Source organism: Cellvibrio sp. BR (assembly GCF_000263355.1).
In the GTDB taxonomy this organism is placed as follows: Bacteria; Pseudomonadota; Gammaproteobacteria; order Pseudomonadales; family Cellvibrionaceae; genus Cellvibrio.
Window position 1 is genome coordinate 499421 of the sequence record NZ_JH668200.1, and the last position, 12811, is coordinate 512231.

Annotated in this window: 13 protein-coding genes; 7 read left to right on the plus strand and 6 right to left on the minus strand. The window is 52.8% G+C overall.

What is annotated here, in order from left to right; translation table 11 throughout:
• The first annotated feature begins 176 nt into the window (after positions 1–176).
• Genes O59_RS02070 through O59_RS02085 form a run of 4 tightly spaced genes read left to right on the plus strand, consistent with a single transcriptional unit; the run spans position 177 to position 3404 of the window.
• Positions 177–761, plus strand: coding sequence for an RNA polymerase sigma factor (locus tag O59_RS02070; RefSeq protein WP_007639024.1), 585 nt, complete (start codon positions 177–179; stop codon positions 759–761).
• Positions 728–1465, plus strand: a complete 738-nt coding sequence (locus O59_RS20815) for an anti-sigma factor domain-containing protein (protein WP_007639025.1) — start codon at positions 728–730, stop codon at positions 1463–1465. Before O59_RS02070 ends, O59_RS20815 begins: the two co-directional genes overlap by 34 nt.
• Before the next feature lie 34 nt (positions 1466–1499).
• Positions 1500–2153, plus strand: coding sequence for a leucine-rich repeat domain-containing protein (locus O59_RS02080; protein WP_007639026.1), 654 nt, complete (start codon positions 1500–1502; stop codon positions 2151–2153).
• An 18-nt stretch (positions 2154–2171) separates the two neighbouring features.
• Entirely contained in the window at positions 2172–3404 is a 1233-nt protein-coding gene (locus tag O59_RS02085) for an alginate export family protein (RefSeq protein WP_007639027.1), read from the plus strand.
• 54 nt (positions 3405–3458) lie between these two features.
• Here the strand turns inward: O59_RS02085 and O59_RS02090 are convergent, their stop codons facing one another.
• The 3 genes from O59_RS02090 to O59_RS02100 all read right to left on the minus strand — a co-directional run bounded on the left by O59_RS02090 (position 3459) and on the right by O59_RS02100 (position 6855).
• The gene (locus O59_RS02090; RefSeq protein ID WP_198284735.1) at positions 3459–4586 is read right to left on the minus strand and encodes a hypothetical protein; all 1128 of its coding nucleotides are present in this window, start codon (positions 4584–4586) and stop codon (positions 3459–3461) included.
• Complete coding sequence (locus O59_RS20820; RefSeq protein WP_007639029.1) at positions 4543–5349, minus strand: hypothetical protein; 807 nt, start codon at positions 5347–5349, stop codon at positions 4543–4545. The genes O59_RS02090 and O59_RS20820 overlap by 44 nt, the downstream gene beginning before the upstream one ends.
• Before the next feature lie 84 nt (positions 5350–5433).
• Positions 5434–6855, minus strand: a complete 1422-nt coding sequence (locus O59_RS02100) for a lipoprotein (RefSeq protein WP_007639032.1) — start codon at positions 6853–6855, stop codon at positions 5434–5436.
• A gap of 174 nt (positions 6856–7029) precedes the next feature.
• On the opposite strand from O59_RS02100, the gene O59_RS02105 reads away from it, so the two are divergent.
• Together O59_RS02105 and O59_RS02110 are read left to right on the plus strand one after the other, a co-directional pair.
• On the plus strand, positions 7030–8184 hold the full coding sequence (locus O59_RS02105) for a PA0069 family radical SAM protein (protein ID WP_007639034.1): 1155 nt from the start codon (positions 7030–7032) through the stop codon (positions 8182–8184).
• 74 nt (positions 8185–8258) lie between these two features.
• Positions 8259–9230, plus strand: a complete 972-nt coding sequence (locus O59_RS02110; RefSeq protein ID WP_007639035.1) for an NAD(P)-dependent alcohol dehydrogenase — start codon at positions 8259–8261, stop codon at positions 9228–9230.
• A gap of 252 nt (positions 9231–9482) precedes the next feature.
• Here the strand turns inward: O59_RS02110 and O59_RS02115 are convergent, their stop codons facing one another.
• Entirely contained in the window at positions 9483–9917 is a 435-nt protein-coding gene (locus O59_RS02115; RefSeq protein WP_007639036.1) for a PACE efflux transporter, read from the minus strand.
• A gap of 116 nt (positions 9918–10033) precedes the next feature.
• Here O59_RS02115 and O59_RS02120 point away from each other — a divergent pair, with 116 nt between their 5' ends.
• Positions 10034–10966 (plus strand): LysR family transcriptional regulator, encoded by a 933-nt coding sequence (locus tag O59_RS02120; protein ID WP_040391043.1) that lies wholly within the window; start codon positions 10034–10036, stop codon positions 10964–10966.
• A 4-nt stretch (positions 10967–10970) separates the two neighbouring features.
• Here the strand turns inward: O59_RS02120 and O59_RS02125 are convergent, their stop codons facing one another.
• Positions 10971–11720: a LytTR family DNA-binding domain-containing protein gene (locus O59_RS02125; protein ID WP_007639038.1), complete on the minus strand. Its 750-nt coding sequence runs from the start codon at positions 11718–11720 to the stop codon at positions 10971–10973.
• A complete protein-coding gene (locus tag O59_RS02130; RefSeq protein WP_007639039.1) occupies positions 11717–12811 on the minus strand; it encodes a sensor histidine kinase in 1095 nt (364 codons plus the stop codon). The genes O59_RS02125 and O59_RS02130 overlap by 4 nt, the downstream gene beginning before the upstream one ends.

The following is a 12811-nucleotide window of genomic DNA, read 5'->3' on the forward strand; positions in this document are numbered from 1 at the left end:
GGTGATAAGTATTTAAGGTCATGCCCACGCACGCGGGGGATCCATAAGGTAGTTTGCAGGGGAGCTGGATACCTGCGTTCGCAGGTATGACGATAAATTGTATTAAGTTAGCTGCAACTTTTCCGCCGCAAACCCGTAGTTGGGATTAAGCACAATAATTGAGGATGCAATCCCGCATGACTGACACCACCCCACATCAGGACGAGGAGCTCATCAACCTCATCGCCCGCTGCGCCCTGCGCGACCAGGCCGCGCTCAAGCAGTTGTTTGAGCGGGTCAGCCCCTATTTGAACGCCGTCGCCCAACGCATTTTGCAGTCGCGGGAACTGGGCAATGAGGTATTACAGGAGGCGTTTTTGCAAATTTGGAACAACGCTTCCAGTTACCGGCCGCAGCTCGCGCGACCACTGACCTGGATGGCCAGTATCGTGCGCTACCGGGCCCTGGATCGGCTGGATAAGGAAGTGCGTATCAACCGCAAACTGGATCACTGGCATGAGGATTTGAACGAACTGCCCGGTGGCGATGAACCGGAAACCAGTGCCGCAGCGGGTCAATTGCGCTTTCACCTGCACCAGTGCCTGACCACCCTGGGCGACAAGATCAAACACAGTATTGAGCTAGCCTATTTGTATGGCTATACCCGCGAGCAGATTGCGGAACAGTTCGCCACCAATAGCAACACCGTTAAATCCTGGCTCCATCGCGGCGCCGAAAGGTTAAAACTATGTCTGGAAGCAAAACACCACACTCACCGTTAGACGACAAACTGCTCGCGTTTGATTATGTCTCGGGGGTGTTACGCGGGGCTGAACGTCAGCAGTTTGAAGCGCGCCTGCGCGACGATAGCGCCTTGCAAACCCACGTCAGCTTTTGGGAAGAAGAACTCATGAGCCTGAGCGATCACGAGACGGGCATCACCCCCGAACCGGAAGTCTGGCGCGCTATTGAAGCGCGCTTACAGCAGCCAACACCGGTGCGCACAGCACCGCGTTTTAGCTGGCTCTGGCCGAGTATCTCCGGTTTTGCGAGTGTCATGCTCGCGGTATGCCTCTGGCTGTTAATCGCCCGCGACCCGCTGCAACAATTCATGCAGCAACCCAATGCCGATTATGTCGCGGTGCTGACTAATGAAACGGGCGCGGCGCAGCTGACCGTACTCACCGCCACCGGCGGCGCGCAGCTGTGGTTGAAATGGGAGGCCGTGGAAATTGCGGAGGATAAAAACCTGCAACTCTGGGCGATTTCCAAACGCGATGGGCAAATCCGGCCGCTCGGGGTATTTGCGCAAACCGATATCCAACAGCTGCCCTTATCCGTCGCCCATTGGCGTTTGATTAAAGACGCCTCGCACCTGATTCTGACGGAAGAGGATGTAGGCGGTTCACCGCTGGATGAGCCGAGTGAAATCGTGCTGGCAAAAGGTGTCTGTGTTCTCCTCGCGCAGGTGGATAAGGCCATATAATGCGCCCTATCTTCCCTGCCTGCGGCGCGCTGCTATGTCTAAAAAACGCATGACCCGGAAACTATTGTTAGCTTTGTTATTCACCTTCTCCAGCGCGTGTAGTCACGCGCTGGATTTGCCGTTAACAGACGCCAACTTTAAAAATTGCGTCGCGGCATTGGCGGCAAAAAAAAATTGGCAAAACCTTGCCGATATTACTGCGATTGAATGCCACTCCAAAAAAATCACCTCACTTGCTGGCATCGAACAATTTACCCAGCTGCAAAAATTATCGCTCTACAACAACCAGCTGACCGATGCAACGCTGGAAAAATTGCCGCTGCTGCGCCATATCAACCTCGCTAAAAATAAAATTACCCAAGTAACCCTGGGCGAATTACCAGCGCTGGAAGAGTTATATATTTTTGGCAATAAAATGACAGCGCTGGACTTAAACGCGCTACCCACACTCAAACTGCTAAAAATTAACGACAATAAATTGCTGCAGTTCACCTATCGGGATTTACCCGCGCTGGAAAAAATTTACATGTTTAATAATGCAGTAGAGCATGTGGATATTTATCACTTGCCTGCACTGAAATATATGGACGCACGACAAAACCCCATGCCCGACCCACTCTATGAAGAAATGGATAAACTCACTGGCGTGACGTTTTTACACGATGGCAATGCGGAAGACTGGCAATAATAAAAGGCAGGTAACAGCGTGAGATTATTAGCAGCAAGTTTACTGGCAATCAGTGTAGCGCCCTGTGCAGTGGCAAGCGGTGAACATGAATGGGAGTGGGGCAGCCGCGCGCGTTACGCCCATGTCGATGCTGACAATTCCGGCCAAGCAGCATCCCTATTATTGCGTGGTTCGGTGGCATCAGAGTGGAGTGATATTTTCCATTCAATGGTGGAAGTGGACGCGGTCAGCACCGCCTTTAAAAATGATCACAGCGACGGTGCGCGCTTTAATAACCAGCCCTTAATTCCCGACCCCGATGGCATCGATCTTAATCAGGTTTTTTTATCACTAAACCTGGACGCTGCCGCAATTCATCTCGGTCGCCAGCGTATTAATTTTGACAACCAACGTTTTATTGGCGGCAATGGTTTTTGGCAAAACGAACAAACCTTTGATGCACTACTGGGCAAATTTAAACTCGCCAGCAATTCAAACTTTACCTACAGCTATATCGCCAATGCCAACCGCATTTTTGGTGAGGATGCTGATGGAAAAAATTCGCAACCCGAACACGATTACGGCAACGGCAACGGCAACGGCAACGGCAACGGCAATAGCTCACCAGACAGCGCGTTTTTTGGCGATCACCAACACCATAGCCATCTCACCCGGCTCGAATGGAATGAGTGGGACTACACCCGCGTGGTAGGTTATGCCTACCGCATCGACAACCGGGACATGCCCAGCGCATCCAATAATACGGTTGGTGTGAGCTACAACCTTAACTACAAAGCCCGCCGCATAAAATACCGCGTGCAAATTGAAGCCGCGCAACAAAATCGCTTTGAACTCAATGCGGAAAACTTGCCTTATTATTTGCTCGATCTCGGCTTCGGGTTTAACAGCTGGGAATTGAGCACGCGTTACGAAATTCTCGGTGCAAATAATGGCGCGGCGTTTATTACCCCGTTGGGTTCCAATCACGATTTTGAAGGCTGGGCCGATGAAATAGGCAACACGCCCAATAGCGGCGTGCGCAATTTTTCACTCGGCTTATTATGGCGCGCCTCACCCCTGCGGGTAGAAACCTCCTATCACTTTTTTAAAGATGATGTGGCGGGCAATAACATCGGCCGCGAATTGGATTTGGATTTTGTCTACAAACCCAACCGCAAACACAGCATTTCACTGCGCCTCGCCAATTTTGAACCTGAAACTGGTTCAGGTTCAGTGCGCAAAGTCTATTTGGATTACGCGTTTAATTTGTAATTAGTTTAAAACTGGATACCTGCGTGCGCAGGAATCCAGCTCTAACTATTTCCATCAATAATAAAAATGCAACTGCGCAAACATATCCAGATAATTCCCTGTAGCGCGCTGGGGAATGTCATCGCCTTGGCGCAGGCCGCCGCGAATTTGCAAGTTGGCAAAGGGTGTGTACTCCAATAACAATGAGTGCCGCACGCGGTGGTTTTCATCGATATTGGTGTCCGGATCTAAAAACTCGGTGGTGAGTTTGACGTTATAACCCTTGCTGATTTCGCGGTTCACTTCCAGCAAACCCACACGCTGCTGTTGATATTCGCCGGGAATGTTTTCAATAGATTCGTCTTTAATTAAATCTGCCTCGGCGAGAAACACAAAACCTTGCCAGACAAATCCACCAAACACATTCGCTTGGGTGCGCGCACCGGCTTCGGCATCGTTATATAACGCGGTTGCACCAATCCGCCAATTGCTACCCAGGTATTCCGCACGCGATAAAAACTGCAAATTTTTATCGTCATTGTTGAGCCCGCTGCTGCCATTGCTAATGGCAAAATTAAACAGGGTTTTGGTGTACTGCAAACCCAGTTCCACACCGTTATCGCCGGTATCAAAATTGAAACCGCTGGCCTGACGGATAAAAGCGCTGTCGTCCTCCAATCGAATTCCATAGGGCAACATAATGCGGCCCGCTTTTAAAAAGTGCTGGCCGTTTAATTTGGTGAGAATAAATGCTTCGCGATTCAACGCACCGCCGGGAGCAATTTGTTCATCGATGTAGAGAGCAAAGCGCGAGTCTTTGGGTTGCAATACCACATAGAGCTGGCCGGATTGGGTTTCAAAACCGCGCGCGTCTTCACCTTCATCGCGATCTGATTGGTAATAGTTAGTGCGCAGGTCTGCGCCGATACGCAGTGTTTCACCCAACTTTCCCGCATCAAATAAATTCAGGCTGCCCGCCGTTTGCGGTAGCTGATGCGTACCATACCAGGCGCCATAGGTTGTGCGTGCACCACCACCCGCCGGGTTGGTATGGCAGGCGGAACATTGCACATTATTTTTCACCGCCAGATAGGGTTCTGCAGCGGCTGTATTTGCCAACAGGCACAACAACAGCGCGGCACCTGCAGCGATAATTTTTTTACAGTGCATAAACATAGCGATAACCTCCACCCTGAATTTCATCGGCATCACCATCGACGACTTGATACTGGTGATCGAGCAGTTGCTGCAATTCGCGGTCGTGAATAATTACTTCCACCTGAAGCGCCTGTGCAGGAATATTGTTAAGGGTTAGATAAAGTGTTTGATCGTTAAGCAGCAGCGAAAAATCTTCCACCGCCTGACGTTCGCTCAGCGTGTGATAAAAAATAGAAATGCTCTCCGGCGCAATGGATTCAAATTGCAGCGCACGGCTAAACAGTAATTCCACGGTGATTTGGTTATTGGTTTTTTGGGTACTGGCGCGCGCTACTTTGGTAGTGGCGGCACCGCTGCCAACCCGCGGGGCGCCATTGGCGATCCAGCTGCGCACTTGATCAATTTGTGTTTGCGATAAAAAGGGCCCACCCAGTGGCATACGCGCGCCAACAATATCGGCAGCACCTTCCAATTTTTTTACTAAATAACTGTCATCTGGGTTGCCGGGATTAACACGCATCAGGGTGGGGATTTCATCAGCGCTGCGATTGACTAAAAATGCGTAGGAATTTTCCTCCGAATCCAAACGCAAACCGCGCGGGGCATTAGCGCCGGTATGGCAGTTGGTGCAAATCGCACCAAAAATGGTTTGCTGTAATTGTGCCAGCGTAACCCCATCATCAGCTGCGCTACTGCTACTTCCGCTGCTACTGGTGCTGGGCAGCCCCTGTTCATTTAACCCTTCCCCGGAACCAGCGCCGCAGGCGGTTAACACCGCGATTGCCAGTGCAAAAAATAATAATTTCATGATCTTGTCTGCTCCTCTTTTTATTAATTGCGTCGTAGCCTAAAAAGCAAAACGGGCACTGCAAAATTTGCAGTGCCCGATTTTTTATGGCCGCGCGATAGTCCAATCGGTGTATTCGCCGGTGACATCACCGGGTGCGTTATCGCCGACAAAGAAGTAGAGCGGTAAACCCTTGTAAGCCCATTGTTTGGAAGTTTCATCGCGCGTGATCACGGTGAAATCGCCAAAGGCTTGTGCATCCGCCGGTGCATAAAGTGCAGGCCAGGCAGCGAGGCAAGCGCCAAAGCAGGTAGTGACACCGGGGGTATCGTCGTCAAAGGTGTAGAGGGTGAAATCGAGGCGGGAATTATCTGCCGCACCAGCTGCAGTGATGATATTGCCGTGAGCAACCAGCAAGCGGTTTTTGGTGGGGTGATTATTCACTGCAACGGGAGGCGTGCGCGCCACAAACCAGTTATTGCCGATTGCTTCACCATTGGTTTGACCGGCTTGGGTATCGCCCGCAAAAAAGTAGAGCGGCATGCCGTTCAGTGCCCACTGCATTTCGCCGCTGGCGCGCTGCACCAAACTGTAGGGTGCGGTGGCAACGGCACCGGCGTGAGCCATTAACGCTGGCCAATTGGTGAGGCAGGTACCGGAACAATTGCTGACACCAGCGGTGTCATTATCGAAGGTATAGAGCGTAAACCCGTTGCGCTCGGCGGTGCTGGTTTGTTCAACGCCGTCAACCGGCACTGCCAATTTCACACTGCCCGCTGCCGCAAGATGACTACCGAGGGTGGCGTTGGCAACAATCCGGGTAGGCATTGGCCGTGCAAGCAACCAGTTGGGGATGGCTTTGCCAGTGGTTTCACCCGCATTGGTATCACCAATAAAAAAGTACAAGGGTTGGCCTTGGTAGGCCCACTGCAATGCCGGGCCCGCGGTGCCCATGCTGCGCTCAATAATCGAATAGGGTGCGCTGGCTTGATCGCCCGGGTTGGCTAACAGTGGCGGCCAATTGGCCAGGCAAGTACCGCTGCAGTTGGACACGCCGGCGGTGTCATTGGCAAAGGTGTAGAGGCTAAAACCAGTGCGATTTTGTAGCTGCGCGACAAAACTGGTGTTGCCGGAATCCTCGGGCATGCCCACCAACACCTCACCGCTTGCGACAAAATAATCGCCATCGGCACTATTGAGCTGGCTATCGATTAATACCACGGGCGGTACCAATGCCGGTGCCACCGAGCTGGATGACGCTGAACTGGATACTACCGAGCTTGAAGCCGGCGCACTGGATGCAGGTTCGCTGGATAAAGGCGTACTGCTGGGCGCGACCGAACTGGCCGGTGTACTACTGGGTGCGATGGAACTGGCGACCACACTGGAGTAGGCCGTGCTGCCGGGCGTGGATGAATAGCCACCACCTCCACCGCTACCGCCTCCGCCACCACAGGCGCTGAGTAGGGCAGTGCAGGAAAGCGCGATTAACAAGGCGCGATAAGATGTGCGAGTAAGCGGGTTCATGGTAATTCCTCCTGGGATTTGGTTGTCGGAGGAACTTACGGGCAATGCTTGAAAAGGTTGCAGGGGAAATCATTTTTGTTAAATCAAAGGCGACTAACGAATCGCCAAGGCTTGCCAAAGCGCCAATTCGCGCTCAAGATTACTGTTTATTTATACAGTATTTGAGGTGCGGCCATGACCAACGATTATCCGGAGTTTAGCGACCCCGCCCCCTGGATCGAAAAACCCTTGCAGGCGATTAAAGGGCGGGGCGCGGTGAGCAATATGGCGGGGCGCTTTGAAACCCAACTGATTGAAACCGTCGATGACGGCTGGGCCGCTTACAGCGACGATACCGATATCAACCCCGCGCTCAACACCAGTGTCACAGCCGAACTCGCCAAGACGATTCTCAGCCGCAACCAGTCGCCGGATTTGCCGTTTAGTGTGTCGCTTAACCCCTATCGCGGCTGCGAACACGGTTGTGTCTACTGTTTTGCGCGCCCCACCCACGCCTATTTAGGGCTGTCGCCGGGGCTGGATTTTGAGACCCGGCTCTACGCCAAAACCAACGCGCCGGAATTGCTGCGCCGCGAACTCGCCCATCACCAGTATCAGGCCAGCCCGATTGCGCTGGGCATTAATACCGATGCATATCAGCCGGTGGAACGGGCGTTGCGCATCACCCGCCAGTGTCTGGAGGTATTAGATGAATGCCGGCATCCGGTGGGGATAATCACCAAATCAGCACTGATTGAGCGGGATCTGGATTTGCTCAAACCTATGGCCGACAACAACCTGATTGCCGCCGCGGTCACCATCACTACGCTTGATCACCACATTGCGCGCACCCTTGAACCGCGCGCCGCATCGCCCACACGGCGTTTACAAACCATTGAAAAACTGGCGCAGGCGGGCATTCCGGTACTGGTGAGTGTGGCGCCGGTGATTCCGTTTATCACTGAACAGGAGCTGGAAAAGGTGATGCAAGCGGCAGCCAGTGCGGGCGCAACCGCCGCTGGCTACACCGTGCTACGCCTACCCTGGGAGGTAAACCCGCTGTTCCAGCAATGGCTGCAAACCCACTTCCCCGAACGGGCGCAGCGGGTGATGAATCGCATTCGCGATATGCGCGGCGGCAAGGATTACGACGCCAACTTCGCCACCCGTATGCGCGGCGAAGGGCTGTGGGCAGATATGATCCGCCAGCGTTTTGCCAAGGCACTCAAACGCTATGGCCTGAACAAAAGCGGGCGTTTTGTGCAGCTGGATTGCAGCCAGTTTCGCAAACCGCTGAGCATTCCGCCTGCCGCCAAAACCGGTACCGGGCAGTTGGATATATTTGGCTAGCGCCTACAGTTAGTTACATTTAGCGCCAGTCCGGCGACCTATACTCGCGCCATAGCCTCTACCTGGAATATGCAATGAAAGCCGCCGTTTATACCCGCTATGGTGCCCCCGGCGTTGTACAGTTGGCCGAGGTGGAACAGCCCCGGCCCAAGGCCAACCAACTCTTGGTGAAAGTCCACGCCAGCTGTGTCAATTCCGCCGATGTGCGCCTGCGCAGCCTGCGGATGCCACTCGGGTTTGGACTGATCTCGCTGCTGGTATTTGGTATGCGCGCGCCGCGCCGACCCATTCTTGGCGTTGATCTGGCGGGTACTGTGGTGGCGGTAGGCAGTGAGGTCAGTCGTTTTAACTCAGGTGATGCGATTATCGCCCTCACCGGTCTGACCATGGGCGCCCATGCCGAATATGTCTGTTTGGATGCCAATGGCGCCATCGCCCATAAACCGGTGCAGCTGGATTTTAACCAGGCTGCGACCCTGGTGTTTGGTGGCACCACCACCCTGGATTTTTTGCGCCGCGGCCAGCTGCAGGCGGGTGAAAGCATCCTGATTAATGGTGCCAGTGGCGCAGTGGGTTGCGCCGCCCTGCAGCTCGCCCGCCACTACGGCGCGCGCATCACGGCGGTCTGCAGCGACAGCAAACGCGACCTGGTACGCCGCTTGGGTGCGGACGAGGTAGTGGATTACCAGCGCGAAGACTTCACCCGCAGTGGCGAGCGCTATGACGTGATTATGGATACCCAGGGCAATGCGCCCTGGGCCGAAAGTTGCCGTGCACTGGCACCCGGTGGCAGGTTGCTCGCAGTCAGTGCGACCCTGCCGCAAATGTTGCAATCGCTCTATTTACCACTCTGGGAGCGCGAACGGGTGATCGCCGGGCCCTGCGCCGAACGCGCCAGCGATCTGGCAGAACTGGCGGCGCTGGCCGATGCGGGTATCTTGCAACCGGTGATTGATCGCACTTACCCATTGGCGCAGATTGCCGAGGCCCATGCCTATGTGGATGGCGGTCATAAACAGGGCAGTGTGGTTATCAACATCGGCTGATAACCACAGGGCAGGCGTCAAGGGCTGAATTAATCACGCCCTTGGGGAAAGGTAAACATCAACTGCGGCAGTGCAACGACACCGGGGCCACCTTCATGGGGTGTCTTAAGTAAGTGCTCGGATTGGGCACTGGGTGGTGAAATGGTATTTGTCGCAGCACTGTTTATCGCGCCTGGCGGGAATTATTTTTCGAGCGAACTAGTCGCCGTTTATTGCCGATGTTTAAAAATCAGTATGTGCCGACACGATACCCTAGGCACAACAGTTGGTCTGCTGGCGAACCGGCAAACCAAATACCCCATCAAACACCCAGTTAAAGACAAAGGTGTATACCAGGAAAAACGCTAATAAACCCAAGTCCATGAGCAGCGCTTCCAGCAAACTGACGTCCAGCCAGAGTGCGATGATCGGGACAAGAAAAATCACCAAGCCACCTTCAAAGCCCAGCGCATGTAGCAGGCGTATGCCAATACTGCGGCCGTGGTTTGCGCGCCGCTGTTCCCAGCGTTCAAAGCCGTAGTTAAACACCAGGTTCCACACCATCGCCACGGCCGAGGCCGCCACTGCAATACCCACCGAGTGCGCGGCGCCAGCACCGGTTATCCACTCCAGCAATAGGGCTGAAAGCATAATCGCCACCAATTCGTACAAGCCGACGTAAACCACTCGCCGTTTTATGCCCTGCATATCTACCTCTAGGTTGTTATCTGTTACTCAACACAACGCAGCTAGTTTCTATGCTTTGTGATGATAGAAAAAGTTAGCTACTATCAGTTTTACTGACAGATAAAGGCGTAATGGCGATGAATGGGGCATTTAATTCCGAGACGATCAGCGTGTTTTTGGCCGTGCTGGATAGCGGTTCTTTCTCTGCCGCCGCGCGTCAGTTGGGGCGAGTACCTTCGGCGGTAAGTATGGCGATTGCGAATTTGGAGGCGGAGCTGGCGCTGGAGTTGTTTGATCGCCGCGGGCGTGAACCCAAACCTACGGCGCTGGCGCGCGCATTGGAACCGCAAGCGCGCTTGTTGATCAGCCAGTTGCAGCAGCTGAATACCCAGGCGCTGGAATTAAGTCAGGGTTTGGAGGCGCGCTTGACGCTGGTGATTGCACCGGAGTTGCAGGCCACGCCCTGGGTTGAACCGCTGCGAATACTCGCGCAAGAATATCCGCTGCTGGAGACCCAGATCATCACCGCCCCACAGACCGACGCGCTGCAATTACTGCACACGGGCAGCGCGCAACTCGCGCTGGTGTTTGAGCGCCCGGCGGCCGATGGGCGCGAAAACTTTCAGGAAGTGGGCCGCGAAACGCTGGTCGCGGTTATCGCCCGCACCCATCCCCTGCTACAGGAAGTTTCTGCCGCAGGCACCATCAACGACAATCAATTGCGCCCGGTGCGGCAGGTGATGGTGGGTAGCCGCAGCCAGGCCGATAAGCCATCCGCCAGCGATAAATTCTGTATCGCATCCGAACATTACTGGCGGGTCGATCAGCCCGAAGTAGCGCTACAGCTGGTACTGGCGGAACTGGGATGGGCCTGGCTGCCACGCGCTTGTGTGCAACCCTATCTCAATGGCCGCATGCTGGTGGAATTGCCCATTGAAAACTTCACCAATGGCGAGGAGCTGTGGATTGATCTGGTCTGGTCGCGGGAGCGACCACTAGGTTTGGGCGCGCAGCGGTTTGTGAGTTTGATGGCGGAGCAATATCGCAAGCGCCAATCCGGCAATCACTGACCTATTAAAAACTGAGCAACTCTTTTAATTCCTGGGCGTTGCGGCGGGAGATCTCGATTTGTTTGCCGTCGTCCATGGTAATTTCATAGCCATCGCCAATACTTTCTTCAATCGAAGCGATTGCTTGTAAATTAACAATGTATTGGCGATTGACGCGGAAAAAATATTTTGTGGGCAAGCGCTCTTCAACTTGGTTAAGTGATTTTTTAATAAAGGCATTGTGTTCATTAAAAAATAACCGCACGTAGTTTTTGCAGCTTTCAAAATAGCGAATGGAACTCAGCGCGACCAAATGGCATTTTTCTCCATCCTTGATAAAAATCTGGCTGTTGATATCCAGCGGTGGTTTGCTGTCATTGCCGACACTTTGGTGATTGCTACTGTCGTAATTGCCATTGTCATAATTAACACCGGCAGTCAGTTTATGAATGGCAAGTGCAAGGCGCTCCTGACTAATAGGTTTTAGCAGGTAATCCACCGCGTGATAATCAAACGAGCGGATGGCATATTCCGAATAAGCGGTAGTAAAAATTATGCGCGGCATATAGTCGAGTTTTTCCAACAGATCAAAACCGCTTTCGCCGGGCATATGAATATCGAGAAAAATAACCTCGGGTTTTAGTTCCTGAATTAACTTCAACGCGCTGGCAGGATGATCCGCTTCACCAACCACTTGTAGCTCAGCAAAACTGCGCAACATATTAATCAAACCTTCACGCGCCAAACGCGAGTCCTCTACCACAATCGCTTTCATAGCTGGGCCTCTTTGGGGATGCGCACAAGCACACTGAATTCGCTGGCGCTGCTGGCAAGGTTAAGCGACGCTTGATCACCATAAAGCAGTTTTAGCCGCTGCTCGATGTTAACCAGTCCGATGCCTGTGCCCGGCGGAAAATTATTATTGCTAGCGGCAATATCGTTGGTTATATCAAAGCGAATGTGATTTGTTTCTTCGTTGCCGGTAATACGCAAGCGGCCGCCTTGGCGTAAATTATCCAAGCCATGTTTGATGGCATTTTCCACCAGCATTTGAAACATCATTGGCGGCACCGGATATTGGTACAGCTCCTGTGCAATTGCCATGGAAAATTGCAGCCGCTCCTCAAGCTGGATTTTTACAATGTCGATGTAGCGTTCAATCATTGCAATTTCTTCGCTCAACAATACTTTATCTTTTTTGCTGGTTTCCAATGAGTAGCGCAGCATTTGCGACAGTTCGGTAATCATGCGGTCAGCGCGCTCAGGATTTTCGTGAATCAGAAAACGAATATTATTCATCGCATTAAATAAAAAATGCGGATTGAGTTGGTTGGCGAGGCTGCTCAATTGCGCCTCGCGCAGACTGTTCTGCAGGCGCAGGTTTATTAGCTCTGTCTCTTTGATACGTTTGTTGCTGGTGACACTGATATACATGGAGATCCAGGCGCAAATAACCAACTGGGTGATAAACCCGTTGCTCACCACCATGTTGGCGATGTGGTGCCGCATGTTTTGCGTTGCATCCACCGATGACAGTGCATTAACCAGTGGGTCCCAAAATAGGGGGATCAATATACCCAACATAACAATCGCCACGGCGAATCCCGAAACGGCACCATAGCCCATGACTAACGGAATTGTTTTAAGGATGCTTAACGATTGCCAATTAAACTTTTTATACAGTTTTCGGTAACAGAGCACCGCCAGGGTGAACAACGGCAACCAGAGCAAGCCACCCACAATGTTGAACCATACTTGCTCGCGCCAGAGAATAAATCCGACAAGTTGCAACAGGCTCAGTACGGTTAATACTGAGCAGTGATAAATCCAAAATAATTTATCGCGCGGAAAAAAATAAAAACTCAT

Coding starts and splice junctions, on each gene's coding strand:
- O59_RS02130 (WP_007639039.1), bottom strand. CDS start 12,811: ATGAGTTTTTATTTTTTTCCGCGCGATAAATTATTTTGGATTTATCAC.
- O59_RS02115 (WP_007639036.1), bottom strand. CDS start 9,917: ATGCAGGGCATAAAACGGCGAGTGGTTTACGTCGGCTTGTACGAATTG.
- O59_RS02125 (WP_007639038.1), bottom strand. CDS start 11,720: ATGAAAGCGATTGTGGTAGAGGACTCGCGTTTGGCGCGTGAAGGTTTG.
- O59_RS20820 (WP_007639029.1), bottom strand. CDS start 5,349: ATGAAATTATTATTTTTTGCACTGGCAATCGCGGTGTTAACCGCCTGC.
- O59_RS02100 (WP_007639032.1), bottom strand. CDS start 6,855: ATGAACCCGCTTACTCGCACATCTTATCGCGCCTTGTTAATCGCGCTT.
- O59_RS02090 (WP_198284735.1), bottom strand. CDS start 4,586: ATGAAATTCAGGGTGGAGGTTATCGCTATGTTTATGCACTGTAAAAAA.
- O59_RS20815 (WP_007639025.1), top strand. CDS start 728: ATGTCTGGAAGCAAAACACCACACTCACCGTTAGACGACAAACTGCTC.
- O59_RS02070 (WP_007639024.1), top strand. CDS start 177: ATGACTGACACCACCCCACATCAGGACGAGGAGCTCATCAACCTCATC.
- O59_RS02105 (WP_007639034.1), top strand. CDS start 7,030: ATGACCAACGATTATCCGGAGTTTAGCGACCCCGCCCCCTGGATCGAA.
- O59_RS02120 (WP_040391043.1), top strand. CDS start 10,034: ATGAATGGGGCATTTAATTCCGAGACGATCAGCGTGTTTTTGGCCGTG.
- O59_RS02080 (WP_007639026.1), top strand. CDS start 1,500: ATGTCTAAAAAACGCATGACCCGGAAACTATTGTTAGCTTTGTTATTC.
- O59_RS02110 (WP_007639035.1), top strand. CDS start 8,259: ATGAAAGCCGCCGTTTATACCCGCTATGGTGCCCCCGGCGTTGTACAG.